This is a genomic window from Sphingopyxis sp., from assembly GCF_050725655.1.
In the GTDB taxonomy this organism is placed as follows: Bacteria; Pseudomonadota; Alphaproteobacteria; order Sphingomonadales; family Sphingomonadaceae; genus Sphingopyxis.
This window is the reverse complement of record NZ_JBOHHT010000114.1, coordinates 1-19,007: the sequence shown is the minus strand read 5'-3', so window position 1 is coordinate 19,007 and position 19,007 is coordinate 1. Positions and strand designations below refer to the sequence as shown.

Genomic DNA, 19,007 nt, shown 5'->3' with positions numbered 1-19,007 from the left:
AAGATGCGTATGACGAAGTGGAAACCGACCGGACTGGCGCTTGCTGCGATCGCGGCGACGGCCGCCGTTGCACTGGCTGTGCCGTCGGCGATGGCACAGCGCGATCCCGCCTATGCCGCCGCGCGCGCCGCCGGACAGGTCGGCGAGCAGGTCGACGGCTATCTGGGCTTTGCAACGGCGCCGACCCCGGCGATCCGTGCGCTGGTGCAGGATCTCAATATCAAGCGCAAGGCGGCCTATACCGCAAGCGCGCAGTCGACCGGCAGCACGGTCGAGCAATTCGCCTTTACCAGCGGCTGCAACCTGATTGCGCAGACCAAGGTGGGCGAGAAATATCAGACGCCCGGCGGCGCATGGAAAACCCGCGATGGAAGCCCGCCCGAACGCGACGCGCGCTGCCCGTAAACGAATGAGCCGCATATAGGGCCTGCGGGCCCTCAGATGCCGCCGCGCCCCTAAACGCGGCGGCATTTTTGCGTGACTCCGCCGCGACATTTTTGTGCGCGGCAGCACAAGCATTGACTTAATCGGGCGTCGTTCCTAAACGGACCGCGCCTTAGGGGTCCCCCGAATTTTCGGGCCTTTTTCGTGGGTGGCGCCGAATCTTTTCGGTACTGTTTCAGGAGGATGGTCAAAATGACGGGGAACGGCAGCGATCCGGAACCAGCTTCGGAGGATTCGCGCCTGGTCTCGCTCGAAGAGCGATTGGACCGGGCCGAAGCCGCAGAAGCGAAACGGACCGCAGTGAACGCCGGACCGGAGACCGATGCGAATTACAAGCTCGGTAACCGCGTTCTGGCCGAACTGCTGGGCGGTATCGGTGGCGGCGCCTTGGTCGGTTGGACGATCGATCATTTTGCCGGCACCGCACCCTGGGGCCTGTTGGTGGTGCTGTTCCTTGGAATAGCCGTCGCCTTCAGAAGCATATTTCGGATAGCGAATATCCGGCCTGTTAAGCTTGATGAAGCTGGGCCGGATTGAAGCTGAATTACCAGGATTTAGGCGAGGTATCGCGTGGCGGATCAAGGCAAAGTGGACCCGATGCACCAGTTCGAGGTGCAGAAGATGTTCGACATGTTCCATGTCGGCAATCATGAGGTTGCCTTTACCACCAGCGCGATGTGGATGCTGATCGCCGGCCTGCTTTTGTGGGTCTTCATGATCGGCGGGATGAAGCGCCAGCTCGTCCCAGGTCGCTGGCAGGTCGCCGTCGAAGGCTTCACCGGCTTTATTTCGGGCATGATGAACGCGAATATCGGCCCCGAAGGCCGCAAATATACGCCTTATGTCTTCTCGCTCTTCATGTTCATCTTGATGCTGAACGTGATCGGCTTGATGCCGTTCGGTCTGTTCGGCGTGCATCCGTTCACCGTGACCAGCCACTTCGCGATCACCGGTTTCCTCGCGATCCTGAGCTTCGCGATCGTGCTGATCGTCGGTTTCTGGCGCCACGGCCTGCATTTCTTCTCGCTTTTCGTGCCGCACGGCACCCCCTGGTGGCTGCTGTGGCTGATCCCCGTGATCGAGCTGGTGTCGTTCCTTGTCCGCCCGTTCAGCCTTGCTCTCCGACTGTTCGTCGCGATGACCGCGGGCCACGTGCTGATGAAGGTGTTCGCCTCGTTCATCATCGACGGCATCGCTGCCGGTCCGGCGGTCGGTCTTGGCGTCGGCATCCCCAGCATGGCGCTGATGGTCGGGATTAGCGGCCTCGAGCTGCTGGTCGCCGGGATCCAGGCTTATGTATTCGCATTGCTCACGTCGCTCTATCTGAACGACGCGGTCAATCTGCACTGATATTTCAACTGGTTAATCAACGTTTTTCCCAAGGAGTATAAAATGGACGTTCAAGCTGCTTCGCTCATCGGCGCCGGTCTGGCCGCTATCGGTGCCGGTATGGCCGCCATCGGTGTGGGCAACGTGTTCGGTAGCTTCCTCGAAAGCGCACTGCGCAACCCGGCTGCTGCCGACGGCCAGCAGGGCCGCCTGTTCATCGGCTTCGCGGCTGCCGAACTTCTCGGCCTGCTGTCGTTCCTGATCGCGATCCTGCTGTACCTCAAGGCAGCCTGATTTCGTCTGCGGGGCCGGCTCGCTAAAGGCGGGCCCCGCGACTGCTTTTCTTTTGTCGGTCGAGTAAATCCATGCCTCAAATCAGCCAATTCGCTGAAAGCTGGTACGCCGCATCGCAGATTTTCTGGGTGCTGCTGACCTTCGGCTTCGTCTTTTTCGTCATCGGCCGCGGCATGCTGCCGAAGATCGAGGCGACGGTGGACGCGCGCGACCGCAAGGTGGCGGACGATCTGGCCGCGGCGAAAGCCGCGCATGCCGCCGCCGATAATCTCGAAGAAAGCTACCGCCAGCAGAGCGACGCCAGCCGCGCCGCTGCGCAGAAGGCGGTAACCGACGCAAAGGACAAGGCCGCGAAGGACGCCGAAAAGCGTCTCGCAAAGATCGACGCCGAACTCGCCGACAAGCTGTCGGCGGCCGAAGCCGACGTCAATGCGGCGCGCACGTCGGCGATGGCTGAAATCGAATCGGTCGCGGCCGAAGCAGCGGGCGACCTTGTCGCCAAGCTGTCGGGCGTGAAAATTGCCGCGGCGGATGCCAAGGCAGCGGTGAAGGCGGTGCTCCATGGCTAATGTTCTGACCATCGTGTCCGAAGCGGCGGGTGAAGTGCATGCCGAGCCGGCATCGTTCGGCATCATCGACGCGACCGTCTGGGTCTCGATCGCGATGACGATCTTCATCGGTATTCTCTTGTGGAAGAAGGTGCCGGCGATGATCGCGGGCATGCTCGACAACAAGATTGCCGAGATTTCGAAGCAGCTCAAGGAAGCCGAACAGCTGCGCCTCGACGCCGAATCGCTGAAGGCCGAGTATGAGGCGAAGCTTGCCGACGCCGCCAAGGAAGCCGACGAAATGCGCGCCCGCGCCGATGCCGAGGCCGAAGCGCTTGTTGCCAAAGCCAAGGCTGACGCCACCGCGCTGATCGGCCGCCGCAAGCAGATGGCCGAAGACCGCATCGCCGCGGCCGAAGCCGGCGCGCTCGCCGAAGTCCGCGCCGCGACCGCGAAAGCGGCGACCGACGCAGCGGCGAAGCTGATCGCCGACAAGCATGACGCCAAGGCCGACAAGGCGCTGGTCGATCAGGCTATCGCGGGCGTCGCCAAGGGCTGAGCTTTCGACATTGCCGAGTACAGAGCGCCCGCGGATTTCCGCGGGCGTTTTGTTTTGTGCGCCGATGTGGTTTGTGGGAAGCGATACGCCGACCAGAATGCCGACATTCGATCGCGCCAAGCGTGAGAAGGACGAGGCTTCCGATAATCTTTTCGATATGATTTGAACCTATTGGTGGCGGATCGATGGGGGAGTGATTTTGGCGGGGATGCATATCATCATCGGCGGCGGGTCCGGCTTCGTTGGGCAAGCCGCGACCGCAGCGCTTCGGGCGCGGGGTGACACGGTGACATGGATTTCGCGCGAGGAGGGCCCTGGCCGCCTGAGCTGGGCGCAATTGGCAAAAGATGGATTGCCGGATTGCGATGCCGTGGTGAATTTGGCGGGACAGCATATCCTCAACCCGCGCCGGCGCTGGAACGCTGCCTATCGCGACGAAGTCATCCGGTCGCGGGTCGATACCACCCGCATCCTCGTCGATGCGATCAATGCCAAAACACCACCGCCGGACGTCTTCGTATCGACTGCCGGCAAATGTTTCTACGGAACGGCGGAGAACGGCGGCTCTGGCGACTATCCCGAACTCGACGAGGATTCCGAACCGATGGGGATCGACTTCCCCGCGGAACTCGTCGCGCAATGGGAGGCCGCCGCGGCGGGCATCGATACCGGGCGCATTCGCCACGTCAAGTTGCGGATCGGTATCGTATTGGGCGCAGTCCAGCGCGAGAGTTTCGTCGGCCGATTGTGGAGAATTGGCCGCGCGCGGGGGTTTCTGCCAATCATCAGGCTTCCCTTCTGCCTCGGGCTCGGCGCTGTCATAGGTTCCGGGCGCCAACCATTCCCATGGGTCCACGTCGACGATATGACGGGGATCATCTTGCACGTCATCGACCGCAAGGATTTGTCCGGCCGTTTCAACGCCGTGGCGCCCGGTATCGTATCGCACGAACGCTTCATCCGGTCGTTCGCCAGCCATTTGCGCCGACCGATCGCCTGGCGAGCACCGGCATGGCTCATCCGGGCGATCGTGGGCAGCGAACGATCGTCGATCCTGCTCGAAGGGCAGATGGTCAGACCCAAGCGAACGTTGGAGTCAGGTTTTCGTTTTCGCTATCCCAATATCGACACGGCGCTCGACGATCTCGTGCAAATCACCTTCTGAGCGCGCCTGGCGAACATCTGCACGTCGCCGTCATCAAAATTTGATCATGATCCGCCGCGCGAGTGCGGGCGAGATGCTGTGGACGAGTTGCAGCATTTTAACCATGCCGACGTTGATTTCGGTCTTGCCGGTGCGGATGCCGCGGACGATTTCGGCGGCGCAGTCATGGGCGGTCATCTTTTTGCCGTCGCGCTTGGCCGTCATGTTCGTAGCGACCACGGGCGGCAGCGCTTCGATGACGCGGACATTGCTGTCCTTCAGCACATAGCGAAGGGCCTGCGTGTAAGCGCGCAGGCCCGCCTTCGTCGCGCAATAGACCGCGCCGCTGCCGCACGGCGCGATCGCGAGGCCCGAAGTCACGTTGACGATTGCCGCTTCGGGTTGCGCCCTCAGCGCCGGAATAAGGTGGGCGCAGAGCGCGATCGGCGCGTCCAAATTGGTGTGGAGGCAATTGACCGCGGTCGCGAGATTGGCGGGATCGTCGACGGAATAGTCCATCGCGCCGACCCCGGCATTGTTGACGAGCAGTGCAATCGGCTTGCCCGATACGCCTGCCACGACCGCATCCAAACCCGCGGCGGTCGACAAATCACCCGCGATGGTGCCGAAGCCGAGCCCCGCCATCGCCTGCAATTTCTCCGCCGACCGCCCGGTGACGATCACATTAGCGCCCGCCGCCTGCAACTGCAGCGCGATCTCGCGCCCGATGCCGTCGCTGCCGCCGGTGACCAGCGCCAATTTTCCTCTTACGTCCATCCGACCCCTCCGATGTCTGTTTTACCTCGCGCACTATGGCGGGTCGCATCGCCATCGCCTACATGGAAAATCATGGCCCGTCCGAACGCTCCCGACCGATTCAACGAAGAAAAAGCGACCTATGTGATGCGCGGCGGCGACGGGGAGGGCGACCAGCCCGACCTCGAGCGCGGCGCCGAGGCGATCCGCAATGTCGTGCGCAAACTGCCGACGCGGCCCGGCGTCTATCGCATGCTCGATGCGCGCGGCGACGTGCTGTATGTCGGCAAGGCGCGCGCGCTCAAGAACCGTGTGACCAATTACACGCAGGTCGCGCGGTTGCCGCAGCGATTGCAGCGCATGGTATCGCAAACGCGGGCGATGGAGATCGTCACGACGACGAGCGAGGCCGAGGCGCTGTTGCTCGAGGCGCAGCTGATCAAGCGTTACCGTCCGCCGTACAATGTGCTGCTGCGCGACGACAAAAGCTTTCCCTTCATCCTGCTGCGCACCGATCATGCGTTTCCGCGCGTGCAGAAACATCGCGGCGCGCGGCGCGCGAAGGGGCGTTATTACGGGCCGTTCGCCAGCGCTGGGTCGGTGCACCAGACGCTCAACGCGCTGCAGAAAACCTTTCTGCTGCGCAGCTGTACCGACAGTTTCTTCGCCAACCGTTCGCGGCCGTGCCTGCTCTATCAGATCAAGCGGTGCAGCGCGCCGTGTGTCGACCGGATTTCGAAGGAGGATTATGCGCAGCTCGTCGGCGATGCGCAGGATTTTCTGGAGGGGCGGTCGATCGCGGTCCAGAAACGACTGGGCGATGCGATGACGCAGGCCGCAGAGGCGATGGATTTCGAAACGGCGGCGATCGTGCGCGACCGGCTGAAATCGCTGACCTTCATCCAGGGCAGCCAGTCGGTTCACGCCGATGGGCTGGGCGACGCCGACGTGTTTGCGCTTGCGGCGAAGGGCGGGCAGCTGTGTATCGCGGGCTTCTTCATCCGTGGCGGGCAGAATTGGGGGCATCGCAGCTTCTTTCCCGCGCATGTCTCGGGCGTGCCCGAGGCCGAGGTGATGGCAAGCTTCCTGATGCAATTCTACGAAGGCGTGCCGCCGCCGAAGACGATCCTTGTCGACCGCGAGCCCGCCGAATCCGCCCTGCTGGCCGAGGCGCTGGGCGAAGTCGCCGAGCGCAAGATCGAGATCAGCGTTCCGCAGCGTGGCAATCGTCGACGGTTGCTCGAGCAGGCGGTGCGCAACGCGGGGGAGGAACTCGACCGACGGCTGGCTGAGAGCAGCAGTCAGGCGAAACTCGGACGCGAACTGGCTGAGCTGTTCGACCTCGAAAACCCGCCGCAGCGTATCGAAATCTACGACAACAGCCATATCCAGGGCACCAATGCGCTGGGCGCGATGGTCGTCGCGGGGCCCGAAGGCTGGATCAAGGGTGCATATCGCAAGTTCAACATCAAGCGCGCCGAGACGCAACCGGGCGACGATTTCGCGATGATGCGCGAGGTGTTCGAACGCCGCTTCGCGCGTGCGATCGAGGAGGATCCCGAGCGAACCAAGGGCGAATGGCCCGACCTGGTGCTGATCGATGGCGGCAAGGGGCAGGTGTCGGCGGTCGCCGGGGTGTTCGCCGAGTTGGGGATCGACCACCTGACCTTTATCGGGGTCGCGAAAGGCCCCGACCGCAATGCCGGGCGCGAAACCTTCTATCACCCTGATGGACGCGAATTCACGCTGCCGCCGAACAATGCGGTGCTCTTCTATATCCAGCGGCTGCGCGACGAGGCGCACCGCTTTGCGATCGGCGCGCACCGGGCGAAGCGGTCGAAGGCGATGGGCGCGTCGCCGCTCGACGAGGTTCCGGGGATCGGCCCGTCGCGTAAAAAGGCGTTGCTGATGCACTTCGGCACGGCGCGCGCGGTGCGTGGCGCGAGCCTGGAAGATTTACAGAAGGCGCCGGGGGTGAGCGCGGCGGTCGCGCAGGCGGTGCATGATTTCTATCATTCGGGACGGTGAGGGGAATAAAATGGATTTTGCAGCAGCCATGCCACTCGCGGGGACGCTCGGCGTCACGATTCACGAAGGCAGCAAGGAGCGCGTGGCGGGCAAGCTGCCGGTGCGGGCCGAAATCTGCACCGCGGGTGGGATCGTCCATGGCGGCGCGATCATGGCCTTTGCCGATTGCCTCGGCGCGGTAGGCGCATTCCTGACCTTGCCCGAAGGGGCGAACGGCACGACCACGATCGAAAGCAAGACCAATTTTCTCGGCGCGGGGCCGGTCGGATCGGTGCTCGTGGGCGAAGCGACCCCGGTGAAGATCGGCAAGCGCCTGTCGGTTTGGCAAACGCGCATCCGCACCGAAGACGGTGCCGACGTCGCGCTGGTGACGCAGACGCAGATGGTGCTTTGGCCAGCCTGACCGCCGATGCCATCGTCTGCGCGGTCCGCGCGCATGGCGAACATGGCGCGATCCTGCGCGCGCTGACCGAGGAAGCGGGGCTGGTTGCGGGTTATGTGCGCGGCGGTCGCTCGCGGCGACTGCGGCCGATCTTGATTCCCGGCAATCTCGTCGCGCTCGAATTGCGCGCGCGGACCGAAGATCAGCTTGGCGGTGCAACCGTGGAGATGCTGGAAAGCCGCGCGCCGTTGCTCGCCGAGCCACTGGCGGCTGCGGCGATCGATTGGGCGACGAGCCTGACGGCATCGACATTGCCCGAGAGTCAGCCCTATCCAGCGCTTTACTCCGCCCTGTCGGCCGTTCTGGATATGATCGACCTGGCCTCCTCGGCGCGGCAATGGGCCGCGGCGCTGGCACGCTACGAGCTGCTGCTGCTCGCCGAATTGGGCTTCGGCCTGAACCTCGAGGAATGCGTCGTGACGGGCTCGCCCGACAGCCTTGCTTTTATCAGCCCAAAATCGGGCGGCGCGGTGAGTGTTGGCGCGGCGACGGGTTATGAGGAACGTCTGTTTCGCCTGCCCCCCTTTCTGCGCGGACAGGATGCGGGCCCGTCGATGGCCGACGTCCTCGACGGGCTGGTCATCACCGGCCATTTTCTCGACCGCGATGTCCTCGACGGGCGCAACCGTGACTTGCTGAGCGTAAGGGAAAGATTGATCGACCGGCTGGGCAGGGCGGTTGCGTGACGCGCCGCCGCTGTCTAAGCGGCTGGCGAGACACGAAAGGGCGACATAGTGCAAATCCTGCTGCTGGCTGGCGACGGTATCGGTCCGGAAATCATGGTCGAGGCCGAAAAGATTCTTGATGCGCTCGCGCTTCCTGTGACACTCGACCGGGCGCTCGTCGGCGGGGCGGCGTATGAAGCGACAGGCCACCCGCTGCCCCCCGAAACGCTGGTGAAGGCGAAAGCCGCCGATGCCCTCCTCTTTGGCGCCGTCGGCGATCCGCGCTTCGACACTGTCGAGCGCCATCTGCGTCCCGAACAGGCGATCCTCGGCCTGCGTGCCGAACTCGGCCTGTTCGCCAATCTGCGCCCTGCGAAGCTGTTTGCCGGGCTGGAGGACAGTTCGGCGCTGCGCCCCGAAGTCGCGTCGGCAATCGACCTGCTGATCGTCCGCGAACTCAACGGCGATGTCTATTTCGGCGAAAAGGGCATGCGCACGACTTCGGACGGACAGCGCGAAGGCTATGACATCATGTCGTACAGCGAAAGCGAAGTACGGCGCATCGCGCATGTCGCCTTCCGCGCGGCGCAAGGACGGCAAAAGCGGCTGTGCTCGGTCGACAAGGCGAATGTGCTCGAAACCTCGCAGCTGTGGCGCGACGTCGTGATCGAAGTGGCTGCGGACTATCCCGATGTGGCGCTGACCCATATGTATGTCGACAATGCCGCGATGCAGCTGGTGCGCAATCCCGGCCAGTTCGACGTCGTCGTCACCGGCAACCTCTTTGGCGACATCCTGTCGGATCAGGCGTCGATGTGCGTCGGGTCGATCGGGCTGCTCGCGTCGGCTTCGCTGAGCGAAGGCCGCCAGGGACTGTACGAGCCGATCCACGGCAGCGCACCCGACATTGCGGGCAAGGGCGTTGCCAACCCGCTGGCGATGATCCTGTCGCTCGCGATGCTGCTGCGCCATTCGGGCGGCGACGAGGCGAGCGCGGCGCGGATCGAAGCGGCGGTGGCAAAGGTGCTGGCGAACGGGTGCCGCGGTGCGGATCTGGGGGGCAATATGGGAACGGCGGCATTGGGCGATGCGGTTGTTTCGGCTTTGAACGGATAGATGAGATGAAAAAAACGACGGGTTTCGACCGCAGCAAGACCAGGAACTGGCACCCCGCGACGCAGGCGGTGCGCGGCGGGACGTGGCGCAGCGAGCACGGCGAAACGTCGGAAGCGCTCTTCCTGACCTCGGGCTACACCTATGACAATGCCGAAGAAGTCGCCGCGCGCTTCGCCGGCGAAGAACAGGGCATGACCTATTCGCGGCTGCAGAACCCGACCGTGGCGATGCTCGAAGAACGCATCGCCTTGATGGAGGGCGCCGAAGCTTGCCGGACTCAGGCGACGGGCATGGCCGCGATGACGACCGCCTTGCTCTGCCAGCTGTCGGCGGGCGACCATATCGTCGCGGCGAAGGCGGCCTTCGGGTCGTGCCGCTGGCTCGTCGATCACCTCTGCCCGCGCTTCGGCATCGAGACGACGGTCATCGACGGCCGCGACAATGATGCGTGGGAAAAGGCGATCAAACCGAACACCAAGGTCTTCTTTTTCGAAACCCCCGCAAACCCGACGATGGACATCGTCGACATGAAGCATGTGTGCGGTCTCGCGAAGGCGCATGGCATCACGACGGTGGTCGACAATGCCTTTGCGACCGCCGTGCTCCAGCGCCCGATGGATTTCGGCGCCGATGTCGTTGCCTATTCGGCGACGAAGCTCATGGAAGGGCAGGGGCGCGTGCTCGCGGGCGCGGTGTGCGGGACCGAAAAGTTCATCAACGACGTGCTGCTGCCGTTCCAGCGCAACACCGGGCCGAATCTGTCGCCGTTCAATGCGTGGGTGGTGCTGAAGGGACTCGAAACGCTCGACCTGCGCGCGCGGCGCCAGTCGGAAAATGCGCTCGCGGTCGGCAAGGCGATCGAAGGCCGCGTAGCGCGGATGCTCCACCCGGGGCTTGCGAGCCATCCGCAGCATAATCTGGCGATGAGCCAATCGAGCGCGTGCGGCCCGATCTTCTCCTTCGTGCTCGATGGCGGCCGCGAACAGGCGATGGCGTTCCTCAACGCGCTCGAACTCGTCGACATCAGCAACAATATCGGCGATTCGCGCAGCCTTTGCTGCCACCCCTGGTCGACGACGCACTATGGCGTGAGCGAGGAAGCGCGTATCGACATGGGCGTCGTCGAGGGTATGCTGCGCATCAATATCGGGCTTGAGGATCCGCGCGATGTCATCGCCGATCTGGACCAGGCATTGACCAAGGTCGGGCTTTGAGCGACGCTGGCGCCATGAACACGATGATCGACTCCTTCTTTCCCCTTGCGGCGACCACCGGGTCGATCACCGTGCGCGTGGCGGTCAGCTATCTGCCCGAACAATCGCATCCGGCGCTCGGCCGCTGGTTCTGGGCTTACCATGTCCGCGTCGAGAATCATGGCGAGGGCGCGGTCCAGTTGATCAGCCGCCATTGGCGGATCAGCGACGGGCGCGGCCAGATCAGCGAAGTCGAAGGCGAGGGCGTCGTCGGCGAACAGCCGCTGATCGGCCCCGGCGGCGCGTACGACTATGTCTCGGGCTGCCCGCTGCCGACCCCCGAAGGGTCGATGGTCGGCAGTTATGCGATGGAGATGGGCGACGGATCGCAGATGCTCGTAGCGATCCCGCATTTCCCGCTCGTGGCGCCTGCGACCGCGTCATGAAGCGCACGCACCTGCCCCTGAACGCCCTGCGCGTTTTCGATGCCGCTGCGCGGCACCTGAGCTTTACGCGCGCCGCCGACGAGCTGGCGGTCACACCTGCCGCAGTCGGGCAGCAGATTCGCGCGCTCGAGGATATGCTGGGCGTCGTGCTCTTCCGCCGCACACCCAAGGGACTCGAACTGACGGGCGAGGCCGATGCCGGGCTCGAAGCGCTGCGCCAGGGTTTCCTGCAGTTCGAAGAGTCGGTGCGCGCGATGCAGGCGGGGCAGTCGTCGCAGTCGCTGACGATCGCCGCGCCGCGCGATCTGACCGCCAAATGGCTCGCGCCGCGGCTCGCGCGCTACAGCCAGCAGGCACCCGACGTGCGCTTCACGCTGGTGTCGGCCGACAGCGGCATCGATTTCACCGAGGCCAACCTCGATCTTGCGATCTTCTGGACCGACGGTGTTGGCGAACATGAAGGCGTGGCGCTTGCGGACGCGTTGATGGTCACAGTGTCCGGTCCGGGGAGCACCAGCGACACGCGCATCGCGTGGCCGGGCTGTCCCGTGGCCGACGGCGAACCCGCGCTGCGGCTGAGCGATGCCGGGCTGGCGATCGACGCTGCGGCCAACGGGCTGGGACAGGCGAATGTTCCCGCAATGCTCGCCGAGGCTGATATAGCGGCGGGACGTGTCCGGCAGGTGGGTGAAACGGTCGCGGTGAAACGCGGCTACTGGCTCGTTGCCCCCACCCCGCAATGGCGGCAGGCGAAGGTCAAGGCGCTGGTCGCGGCGCTGACGGCCCTCTGATGTAACCGAACCGGGATCGCACACGAATACCCCCACAACAGTCATTCAGGGGGATTCATGCGCAAAATTCTGGACAAGCTGCCGACTCAGACTTTCGCCGTCGGCACGCTTCGCTGGTCGATAGTCTTCATCTTCGCCTTATTCGGGATCGCCAAATTTGCGGCTTATGAAGCTGAAGGCGTCGCGCGCACGGCCATGCACTATCCGCTGTTCGCCTGGATGTACCCGCTGATCGGCGTTCAGGGTACGAGCAATGTCATCGGGACGATCGAATTGTCGACCGGCGTGCTGATCGCGCTGGGCGCATGGTCGCATCGTGCGGGGCTGCTCGGTGGCCTGATGGGTATGGCGACCTTTCTCGTGACGCTCAGCTTCAGTTTTGGCGCGACTTTGTGGGAGGAAGGCTATGGTTTCCCGTTCATGGGGTCCACCGCGCAATTCCTGTTCAAGGACGCCGTTCTGCTTGCCGGCTGTCTGGCGCTGACGCTTCACGCCGGCCATGCACTTCGGGAAGCGCGGGACGCCCGACCGGTAGCCTGACCTCAGGAAGCGGCTTTCCCCGCCAGCGCGAGCAGACGTGTGACGAGACCAACCAGAGGGCCGCTATCGACGTTGGCATCGGGATTGTTCCAGCTCGCGGTGACGACGAACCATTTACCGTCCGTCTTGCGCTGGCCGAGCAGGCTCATCGACAAAACGCCATTTTCCGACCCACCCTTGTAGCCGAGGTATTTCCAGTCGGCCGCAGCAACGGGACCGACCCCATTGTTGATCGCCATCGCGGCGAGCAGGGTTTTCGACTGGCGCGCGCGGAGGTCGACCATCAGCCGCGCAATATCGTTCGGGCTGGCGAACCATTCGAGGCTGCCGATGAAACGCGGGCCATCGGTAAAGCTGATCCCGTCGACATTGGCGAGGGTCAGGCGGTTCTGGTTGCTCTCGATCAGCTTGCGCTGCGTGGCATCGTTGCCATTGATAAAGATGGGCCGCAAATCGTTGAAATTATTTCCTTTGAGGGCAAAGGCTTCGACCGTCGTCAGTAGCGGAATGTTGCGCGACGGATCGCTGTGCCCCGCGCCCTTCATTCGCGCTTCGATGGGCGCACGGCCGATCAGGTGGATCAACGTGTCGGTCGCACCATTGTCGCTGACCGAGATCATCCAGTTGGCGAGTGTCTGCAGCGTCACCGGCGTATCGGCGGGCCAGTTCGCGGTTCCCGCCGACGAAAAGCTGAAATGCGACAGCGGCACGACGTCGGACCATTTGCGCTTGCCCGCGGCAACCTGCCCCGCGAGTTCGTCGAGGATATAGAGCTTGATCGTCGATCCGACCGCGAACTGCCGGTCGGGGTTGGCGGACGCGAGGGGCCGGATGCCCGCCTCGCCCAGTTCGGCGACGAGGAAACCCGTTTGCCCGGGCAACGCGGCGATGTCGGCCGCGACCTTGCCGAAGCTGTCATTAGCCACGGCGACGCCAGTGACGCGAAGTCCCGTGACACGCGCATCAGCCGCTATGCCGACGTCCAGCAGGACGGTTGCAACGCCCCGTTCGAAGCGTAGCAGGACAGTTCCCGAACGGCCTCGGGTCGGGGTGACGCTGTCGATGGCGACTGGTTTGCCATATTGCGCGATCAGGCTGGTAGCGAAGGTCTTGAACTGTGCCTCGGGGATAGCATTCTGAAACGATGGATCGAAATAGTCCGCAAAGGCGATTTTGCCGTTCAGCAGGTCGACTAGCTGCGCCGCGCGTTTGTCGAACGCGCTGTCGGTCGCAGGCGCCGATGCGGGCGGCTGGAGCGCGAGCGTCACCGACGGCATGCCGAGCGCGATCGTTGCCGCGATCGCTGTCGATGCGAGCAAGCGGGTCATTTTCACTCTCCTTCCGCCACGGCATCGAGCCGGGCGATCTGCTCGCGGAGCATGGCGGCGGCGCGGCGGTTGAGCAACCAGATGCCCAGGATGACGAGCGCGGGAATAGCTGCGAAGGCCGCAAAGCCGAGTGGGCTGCCAAACCGGCTGGCGAGGCCGGCCATGAATATGGCGAGACCGGGGATCAGCGGGCCGATATACCAGAGGCCGACGTTCGCCAGCATTCGCTCCTCGGCAACGAGCCGCGCGCGATTTGATCTCGGCGAGCGGCAGCGGTTCCAACGCGCCGCCATCCTGCCGCCACAGATTGTGCAGGCTGTCGTCATTCGGACTGGTCATGATGCGTCTCCCGTCAGGGCAAAGCAGCGCGTCAGCATGGTCTTGAAACGGTGGATATTGGTTGCCACGCCCTCGGGAGAGACGCCGGTAATCTCGCCGGCCTCCGCCGCCGCGACGCCTTCGAGATAGAGCAACAATATCTGCCGGTCGGGCGGGTCGAGCCGGTCTATGATCGACAGGATCAGCGCCATCGCCTGTTCGCTCGTCACGCGCTCGAACGGCGTCGGATCGTCGGTGGCCAAGTCGATGTCTTCGATGTTCGCCCAGTGCTGCCCAGAGTGGCGCCGCCGCGCGATGATGTGCGCGACGCGCCATACCCATGTGCTGAGCGCGTAGCGCGCGTCGAAGCGGGCGAGACTCTGCCACAGCGCGACCTGGATGTCCTGTTCGAGGTCGCGGCGCAGGTCGGCATCGGCTTCATCGCCGCGCGCCATGCGGGCGATTGCGCCGCCAAAGCGCGCGATCGTGTCGGAAAATGCCCGATCCTGTTCGGCTTCGGTCACCCGAAATCTCCAGCAACTATCGTCGTCTGGTTATTTGGTCGGCCGCGGTGCAGCTTTCTGACAGGGGCGGGCGATTTTTCGTCAGGCGTCGATGGCCGCCTCGTCGAGCGTCGCGGCATTGGCCTGAATGAACTGGAAACGGTGCTCGGGATGCTTGCCCATCAACCGGTCGACCAGATCCTTGACCAGGTGCCGCTCTTCATATTCCTGCGGCAGTGTCACGCGCAGCATCGAGCGCGTTGCGGGGTCCATCGTCGTTTCCTTGAGTTGATTTGGGTTCATTTCGCCGAGGCCCTTGAAACGGCCGACATCAATCTTTTTGCCCTTGAACTGTGTGGCCTCGATCTCGGCGCGGTGCGCATCATCGCGTGCATAGACCGAGGTATTGCCCGAGGTGATGCGATAGAGCGGCGGCTGCGCAAGATAGACATGACCGCGGCGCACGATGTCGGGCATTTCCTGGAAAAAGAAAGTCATCAGCAGTGTTGCGATATGCGCGCCGTCGACGTCGGCATCGGTCATGATGACGATTTTTTCGTAGCGCAGCCGGTCGGCGTCGCAATCCTTGCGCATCCCGCAACCGAGCGCGAGCGCGAGGTCGGCGATTTCCTGATTGGCGCGGATCTTGTCGTTGCTGGCGCTCGCGACGTTCAAAATCTTGCCGCGGATCGGCAAGATCGCCTGCGTTTTTCGATTGCGCGCCTGCTTGGCGCTACCGCCGGCGCTATCGCCTTCGACGATAAATAATTCCGTGCCTTCGGGGCCATTGTTCGCACAATCTGTGAGCTTGCCGGGCAGGCGAAGCTTGCGGCCGCTCGTCGCGGTTTTGCGCTTGACCTCGCGTTCGGCCTTGCGCTTCAGCCGCTCGTCCATCCGATCGAGGATGAGGCCGAGCAGCGCGCGGCCGCGGTCCATATTGTCCGACAGGAAATGGTCGAAATGGTCGCGCACGGCGTTTTCGGTAAAGCGCGCGGCCTCGGGGCTCGATAGCCGGTCCTTGGTCTGGCTCTGGAACTGCGGCTCGCGGATGAACACCGACAGCATCATTTCACCGCCGTTGAAGACGTCCTCGGCGGTGATCTGTGCGGCCTTCTTCTGCCCGATCAGCTCGCCGAAGGCGCGCAAACCCTTGGTCAGCGCCGAACGAAGTCCGGCCTCGTGCGTGCCGCCCGCAGGGGTCGGGATTGTGTTGCAATACCAGCTATACGACCCGTCCGACCAAAGCGGCCAGGCGATGGCCCATTCGGCGCGACCCTGTTCGCCCGGAAACTCCTGGCGCCCGACGAAGGGCTCGGCGGTCGCGCATTCGCGCGTCCCGATCTGTTCCTTCAGATGATCGGCAAGCCCGCCCGGGAACTGGAATACCGCCTCGGCAGGGGTATCGTCGCCGATCAGCTCGGGCGCGCATTTCCAGCGAATTTCGACACCGGCGAACAGATAGGCTTTCGAGCGGGCCATGCGATAGAGGCGCTGCGGCTTGAATCGCCCATGATCGCCAAAGATTTCGGGATCTGGGACGAAGCTGACGCTCGTGCCGCGGCGGTTCGGCGTCGGCCCGAGTTCCTCAAGCCCGCCGAGCGGGGTGCCGCGCGAGAAACGCTGGCGATAGAGCTGCTTGCCCCGCGCAACCTCGATTTCGGTGTCGATCGACAGCGCGTTGACGACGCTGACGCCGACGCCGTGCAGGCCGCCAGAGGTCGCATAAGCCTTGCCGTCGAACTTGCCGCCCGAGTGGAGCATGGTCATGATGACTTCGAGCGCCGACTTGCCAGGAAATTTGGGGTGCGGGTCGACCGGCATCCCGCGGCCGTTGTCCACGACGGTCAGCCGGTTGCCGACGTCGAGTTCGATCTCGATCCGCGTCGCGTGGCCCGCGACCGCCTCGTCCATACTGTTGTCGATCACCTCGGCAGCGAGGTGGTGGAGCGCGCGCTCGTCGGTCCCGCCGATATACATGCCGGGGCGGCGGCGGACGGGTTCGAGCCCTTCCAGCACCTCGATTTGCGAGGCGTTATAGCTGTCGGCTGCGGGCTGATTGCCGTCGAACAAATCGTGACTCATGCAATGGCTATACGGGGGCGGGAAGGGCGCTGGCAAGCGCGGTTTTGGACTGCTTGGTGCGTCGTCGGCTGGCCTCGGCTCGTCCTGTTTCCACACAAAAAAAGGAACTTTGATGTTGAGCAAGGGGTTGGTGCGCAGACTGCAAAGTCATTCAAAAAGTGGAGTAAAAAATGAAAAACATCTCTCTCCTTGCCGCTGTTGCGGCCAGCGCGCTGACGATCCCCGCGATGGCCCAGGATGCGCGTGACACCACGCAGGACTTCAACGGACCCTATATCAGCATCGTCGGTGGCGGCACGCTTCAGGGCAGTGACCGCGGCGAAACGCTTGTTTTCGATACCAACCGCGACGGAACTTACGGCGACCAAGTGACAACCTCGGGCGGCGCCAACGCCTTTTCGCCGGGATTCTGTAATGGCGCGGCGACTGGCACCGCAAATCTCGGCTGCCGTAACGACAAGGATGGTCCGGAATATTACGGCCGCCTTGGCTTCGACAAGCGCATGGGCAACTTCGTTCTTGGCGCCGTCGTCGAAGGTGGACGCAGCCACGCGCGCGATAGCGTCAGCGGTTTTTCGACCACCCCCGCAAGCTATACGATGAGCCGTGAGGCCGACTATCAGGCGGGCGCCCGTCTGCGTGCCGGTTATACGCCCGGCGGCGGTGCGCTCTTCTATGTTACCGGCGGCGGTGCTTATGCGCGCCTCGACAACAAGTTCACGACGAGCAACACCGCGAACAGTTTTGCGGATAATGGCAAGACCAACGGCTGGGGTTATGCCGCAGGCGGTGGTGCCGAAGTCATGGTGACGAACAATATCTCCGTCGGCCTCGAATATCTCTACACCGACCTCAAGGACAAGGATTATGTCGTCAACGTCGGTGCGGGCACCGCGCCGCCGACCAATCCGTTCCTGCTGAACGGCGGCGGGACGGACATTCAGCGCAGCAATGCCCATTTCCGCACGCATAGCGTGCGGGGGGCGATCAGTTACCGCTTCTGACCTCTTGGGAGCGGAAAGGGAGGCGCCGGGTCCATGATCCGGCGCCCTACCTATGCCGCGCGCGCGTGCGGCGCGGCGAAGATCGCGAAATTGCCGTTCGCGCTACTGACGAGGCGACCATCCTGATAGAGGCGCGCGCCGATATTCGCGACGCGCTTGCCGCGGTGGAGCACTTCGGCTTCGCAGATCAACCGGCCTTCGCCGACGCGGACATGATAGTTGAACTTGATTTCCATCGTCGCGCACCACTGATCGTCGGCCAGCACGCTGGTGAGCGCACCGCCCATCGCGGTGTCGGCGAGCGAGTAAGCAACGCCGCCATGCGCGGCGCCTTGCGGGCTGAAATGCTTATGGGGGTCGATGTCGATCGCCATAATGCAGCGTCCGTCGCCGCGCTCGACCATTTGCAGGCCGAGCGCGCGCGCAAATTCAAATTCCTGCCCGAAGGGCCTCACCGGACGCTCTTAACGAACTCGGGGGCCACCAAATGGCGGGGGCGGGGGCGGACGGCGCGTGCCGCGCGGCAGCTGCGCCTGATAGGCGCGACCGCAATGCTCGACGCAATAGGGGAAACCGGGGTTCACGGCTTCACCGCAGAAATGGAAATCGGGCTCGCCCGGATGCCCCATCGGCCAGCGGCAGATACGGTCGTTGAGGTCGAGCAAGGTCGTCTTGTCGGCGATCTCGGGGCTCGGCTTCGCGGGCACCAGTCGGCGCGGCGGCGCGGGGGGGATCGGCGCCTGCTGGTCGCCGGGGCCCTGGCGGATGAAACCGCCGGGGCCGATCGAGACGATCCGCGGGGAATCGGCTTTCGGCGTCGGGTCACCCAATGCGCCGTCGGCGTTCGGCGTGTCGACGACCGGCTTGGCATCGAGTTTCGGGGCCGGGGCCACCGGGCGCGGCGCCACCGGTGCGACGGCGCGCGCCGCGGAAACGGACGCGGCGGGTCTCGGCGCGGCGGGTGCCGCGGCTTTGACCGGTTTGGCCGTCTTTTCGGTCGCCTTTACCGGCGACGGGCGCGATTTCAGGCCAAGGCGGTGCGCCTTGCCGATCACCGCATTGCGGCTCACCCCGCCGAGCTCGTCGGCGATCTGGCTGGCGGTCAGCCCTTTTTCCCACATGGTGCGCAGGCTTTCGATGCGCTCATCGGTCCATGACATAATCTATTCCTCATCATTCACGCTGCGGGCGGTTAGACGATCCGCCTTGTCGATCCTTTCGGGACCGGCATTCAGTCGTTGCCCAGCTTGCGGTAAGATCGGGGAGGCGATAGGCGAGAACGCCATGAACGACCAGCCCCAAATTTCGCGCCCCGACTCGACAAATTCCGCCGCGACTCCAACCTTTGCCGAACCCGGCGTTCCCCATATTCGAACGCTGAACGTGCCCGGCATGCACGCGCTATATGTCAAGGAGGTGCACCGGTTTTTCAAGGTCCAGCTGCAAACAATCTGGGCTCCGGCGATTACCACGCTCC

The 19,007-nt window shown here is 63.9% G+C and carries 23 protein-coding genes and 1 pseudogene; 17 read left to right on the top strand and 7 right to left on the bottom strand.

The genetic code is table 11. The features are described 5' to 3' along the window. The first annotated feature begins 3 nt into the window (after positions 1-3). From ACREBX_RS17475 to ACREBX_RS17445, 7 genes are all read left to right on the top strand, one after another. Positions 4-405 carry a YdbL family protein gene (locus tag ACREBX_RS17475; RefSeq protein WP_431563009.1) on the top strand — a complete coding sequence of 134 codons (402 nt, stop codon included), beginning with the start codon at positions 4-6 and terminating at the stop codon, positions 403-405. A 231-nt stretch (positions 406-636) separates the two neighbouring features. Next, entirely contained in the window at positions 637-981 is a 345-nt protein-coding gene (locus tag ACREBX_RS17470) for an AtpZ/AtpI family protein (protein ID WP_431563008.1), read from the top strand. Between the two features lie 60 nt (positions 982-1,041). Continuing rightward, entirely contained in the window at positions 1,042-1,794 is a 753-nt protein-coding gene (locus tag ACREBX_RS17465; protein WP_431563034.1) for a F0F1 ATP synthase subunit A, read from the top strand. 42 nt (positions 1,795-1,836) lie between these two features. Next, positions 1,837-2,067, top strand: a complete 231-nt coding sequence (locus tag ACREBX_RS17460) for a F0F1 ATP synthase subunit C (protein ID WP_037515205.1) — start codon at positions 1,837-1,839, stop codon at positions 2,065-2,067. A 71-nt stretch (positions 2,068-2,138) separates the two neighbouring features. Continuing rightward, on the top strand, positions 2,139-2,636 hold the full coding sequence (locus tag ACREBX_RS17455) for an ATPase (RefSeq protein ID WP_431563007.1): 498 nt from the start codon (positions 2,139-2,141) through the stop codon (positions 2,634-2,636). Further along, complete coding sequence (locus ACREBX_RS17450; RefSeq protein WP_431563006.1) at positions 2,629-3,174, top strand: F0F1 ATP synthase subunit B; 546 nt, start codon at positions 2,629-2,631, stop codon at positions 3,172-3,174. The genes ACREBX_RS17455 and ACREBX_RS17450 overlap by 8 nt, the downstream gene beginning before the upstream one ends. A gap of 208 nt (positions 3,175-3,382) precedes the next feature. Next, positions 3,383-4,339 (top strand): TIGR01777 family oxidoreductase, encoded by a 957-nt coding sequence (locus ACREBX_RS17445; RefSeq protein WP_431563005.1) that lies wholly within the window; start codon positions 3,383-3,385, stop codon positions 4,337-4,339. 33 nt (positions 4,340-4,372) lie between these two features. Here ACREBX_RS17445 and ACREBX_RS17440 read toward each other — a convergent pair whose 3' ends face one another. Next, positions 4,373-5,077 carry an SDR family oxidoreductase gene (locus ACREBX_RS17440; RefSeq protein WP_431563004.1) on the bottom strand — a complete coding sequence of 235 codons (705 nt, stop codon included), beginning with the start codon at positions 5,075-5,077 and terminating at the stop codon, positions 4,373-4,375. A gap of 90 nt (positions 5,078-5,167) precedes the next feature. On the opposite strand from ACREBX_RS17440, the gene uvrC reads away from it, so the two are divergent. Genes uvrC through ACREBX_RS17400 form a run of 8 tightly spaced genes read left to right on the top strand, consistent with a single transcriptional unit; the run spans position 5,168 to position 12,295 of the window. Continuing rightward, positions 5,168-7,102, top strand: a complete 1,935-nt coding sequence (gene uvrC / locus ACREBX_RS17435; protein ID WP_431563003.1) for an excinuclease ABC subunit UvrC — start codon at positions 5,168-5,170, stop codon at positions 7,100-7,102. Between the two features lie 10 nt (positions 7,103-7,112). After that, entirely contained in the window at positions 7,113-7,505 is a 393-nt protein-coding gene (locus ACREBX_RS17430) for a PaaI family thioesterase (protein WP_431563002.1), read from the top strand. Beyond that, positions 7,493-8,230, top strand: a complete 738-nt coding sequence (recO, locus tag ACREBX_RS17425; RefSeq protein ID WP_431563001.1) for a DNA repair protein RecO — start codon at positions 7,493-7,495, stop codon at positions 8,228-8,230. The genes ACREBX_RS17430 and recO overlap by 13 nt, the downstream gene beginning before the upstream one ends. 48 nt (positions 8,231-8,278) lie before the next feature. After that, positions 8,279-9,325, top strand: a complete 1,047-nt coding sequence (gene leuB, locus ACREBX_RS17420; RefSeq protein ID WP_431563000.1) for a 3-isopropylmalate dehydrogenase — start codon at positions 8,279-8,281, stop codon at positions 9,323-9,325. A gap of 5 nt (positions 9,326-9,330) precedes the next feature. After that, a complete protein-coding gene (locus ACREBX_RS17415) occupies positions 9,331-10,539 on the top strand; it encodes a trans-sulfuration enzyme family protein (RefSeq protein ID WP_431562999.1) in 1,209 nt (402 codons plus the stop codon). Between the two features lie 23 nt (positions 10,540-10,562). Beyond that, the gene (gene apaG / locus ACREBX_RS17410; RefSeq protein ID WP_431563033.1) at positions 10,563-10,964 is read left to right on the top strand and encodes a Co2+/Mg2+ efflux protein ApaG; all 402 of its coding nucleotides are present in this window, start codon (positions 10,563-10,565) and stop codon (positions 10,962-10,964) included. Beyond that, positions 10,961-11,755 (top strand): LysR family transcriptional regulator, encoded by a 795-nt coding sequence (locus tag ACREBX_RS17405; protein WP_431562998.1) that lies wholly within the window; start codon positions 10,961-10,963, stop codon positions 11,753-11,755. The genes apaG and ACREBX_RS17405 overlap by 4 nt, the downstream gene beginning before the upstream one ends. Before the next feature lie 57 nt (positions 11,756-11,812). Continuing rightward, on the top strand, positions 11,813-12,295 hold the full coding sequence (locus tag ACREBX_RS17400) for a YkgB family protein (protein ID WP_431562997.1): 483 nt from the start codon (positions 11,813-11,815) through the stop codon (positions 12,293-12,295). Positions 12,296-12,297: 2 nt separating this feature from the next. Here the strand turns inward: ACREBX_RS17400 and ACREBX_RS17395 are convergent, their stop codons facing one another. The 4 genes from ACREBX_RS17395 to parE all read right to left on the bottom strand — a co-directional run bounded on the left by ACREBX_RS17395 (position 12,298) and on the right by parE (position 16,526). Further along, positions 12,298-13,623, bottom strand: coding sequence for a serine hydrolase (locus ACREBX_RS17395; protein WP_431562996.1), 1,326 nt, complete (start codon positions 13,621-13,623; stop codon positions 12,298-12,300). Positions 13,624-13,625: 2 nt separating this feature from the next. Then, the gene (locus ACREBX_RS17390; RefSeq protein ID WP_431562995.1) at positions 13,626-13,847 is read right to left on the bottom strand and encodes a hypothetical protein; all 222 of its coding nucleotides are present in this window, start codon (positions 13,845-13,847) and stop codon (positions 13,626-13,628) included. A gap of 111 nt (positions 13,848-13,958) precedes the next feature. Next, positions 13,959-14,465, bottom strand: coding sequence for an RNA polymerase sigma factor (locus tag ACREBX_RS17385; RefSeq protein ID WP_431562994.1), 507 nt, complete (start codon positions 14,463-14,465; stop codon positions 13,959-13,961). 81 nt (positions 14,466-14,546) lie between these two features. After that, on the bottom strand, positions 14,547-16,526 hold the full coding sequence (gene parE, locus ACREBX_RS17380) for a DNA topoisomerase IV subunit B (protein WP_431562993.1): 1,980 nt from the start codon (positions 16,524-16,526) through the stop codon (positions 14,547-14,549). 170 nt (positions 16,527-16,696) lie between these two features. On the opposite strand from parE, the gene ACREBX_RS17375 reads away from it, so the two are divergent. Next, entirely contained in the window at positions 16,697-17,530 is an 834-nt protein-coding gene (locus tag ACREBX_RS17375; protein ID WP_431562992.1) for an outer membrane protein, read from the top strand. A gap of 50 nt (positions 17,531-17,580) precedes the next feature. Here ACREBX_RS17375 and ACREBX_RS17370 read toward each other — a convergent pair whose 3' ends face one another. Then, complete coding sequence (locus ACREBX_RS17370) at positions 17,581-17,985, bottom strand: PaaI family thioesterase (protein ID WP_431562991.1); 405 nt, start codon at positions 17,983-17,985, stop codon at positions 17,581-17,583. Positions 17,986-17,994: 9 nt separating this feature from the next. Next, positions 17,995-18,690 (bottom strand): GcrA family cell cycle regulator, encoded by a 696-nt coding sequence (locus ACREBX_RS17365; protein WP_431562990.1) that lies wholly within the window; start codon positions 18,688-18,690, stop codon positions 17,995-17,997. A gap of 124 nt (positions 18,691-18,814) precedes the next feature. On the opposite strand from ACREBX_RS17365, the pseudogene ACREBX_RS17360 reads away from it, so the two are divergent. Then, positions 18,815-19,007 (top strand): annotated as a pseudogene (locus tag ACREBX_RS17360) (ABC transporter permease); the annotation flags it as partial.

Bases quoted from the DNA above. Each gene is read 5' to 3' on its own strand.
- ACREBX_RS17470 (WP_431563008.1), top strand. From the start codon at position 637: ATGACGGGGAACGGCAGCGATCCGGAACCAGCTTCGGAGGATTCGCGC.
- ACREBX_RS17395 (WP_431562996.1), bottom strand. From the start codon at position 13,623: ATGACCCGCTTGCTCGCATCGACAGCGATCGCGGCAACGATCGCGCTC.
- parE (WP_431562993.1), bottom strand. From the start codon at position 16,526: ATGAGTCACGATTTGTTCGACGGCAATCAGCCCGCAGCCGACAGCTAT.
- ACREBX_RS17430 (WP_431563002.1), top strand. From the start codon at position 7,113: ATGGATTTTGCAGCAGCCATGCCACTCGCGGGGACGCTCGGCGTCACG.
- ACREBX_RS17455 (WP_431563007.1), top strand. From the start codon at position 2,139: ATGCCTCAAATCAGCCAATTCGCTGAAAGCTGGTACGCCGCATCGCAG.
- ACREBX_RS17415 (WP_431562999.1), top strand. From the start codon at position 9,331: ATGAAAAAAACGACGGGTTTCGACCGCAGCAAGACCAGGAACTGGCAC.
- ACREBX_RS17365 (WP_431562990.1), bottom strand. From the start codon at position 18,690: ATGTCATGGACCGATGAGCGCATCGAAAGCCTGCGCACCATGTGGGAA.
- ACREBX_RS17450 (WP_431563006.1), top strand. From the start codon at position 2,629: ATGGCTAATGTTCTGACCATCGTGTCCGAAGCGGCGGGTGAAGTGCAT.
- uvrC (WP_431563003.1), top strand. From the start codon at position 5,168: ATGGCCCGTCCGAACGCTCCCGACCGATTCAACGAAGAAAAAGCGACC.
- ACREBX_RS17375 (WP_431562992.1), top strand. From the start codon at position 16,697: ATGAAAAACATCTCTCTCCTTGCCGCTGTTGCGGCCAGCGCGCTGACG.
- apaG (WP_431563033.1), top strand. From the start codon at position 10,563: ATGATCGACTCCTTCTTTCCCCTTGCGGCGACCACCGGGTCGATCACC.
- ACREBX_RS17460 (WP_037515205.1), top strand. From the start codon at position 1,837: ATGGACGTTCAAGCTGCTTCGCTCATCGGCGCCGGTCTGGCCGCTATC.
- ACREBX_RS17400 (WP_431562997.1), top strand. From the start codon at position 11,813: ATGCGCAAAATTCTGGACAAGCTGCCGACTCAGACTTTCGCCGTCGGC.
- ACREBX_RS17445 (WP_431563005.1), top strand. From the start codon at position 3,383: ATGCATATCATCATCGGCGGCGGGTCCGGCTTCGTTGGGCAAGCCGCG.
- ACREBX_RS17405 (WP_431562998.1), top strand. From the start codon at position 10,961: ATGAAGCGCACGCACCTGCCCCTGAACGCCCTGCGCGTTTTCGATGCC.
- ACREBX_RS17390 (WP_431562995.1), bottom strand. From the start codon at position 13,847: ATGCTGGCGAACGTCGGCCTCTGGTATATCGGCCCGCTGATCCCCGGT.
- ACREBX_RS17465 (WP_431563034.1), top strand. From the start codon at position 1,042: ATGCACCAGTTCGAGGTGCAGAAGATGTTCGACATGTTCCATGTCGGC.
- ACREBX_RS17475 (WP_431563009.1), top strand. From the start codon at position 4: ATGCGTATGACGAAGTGGAAACCGACCGGACTGGCGCTTGCTGCGATC.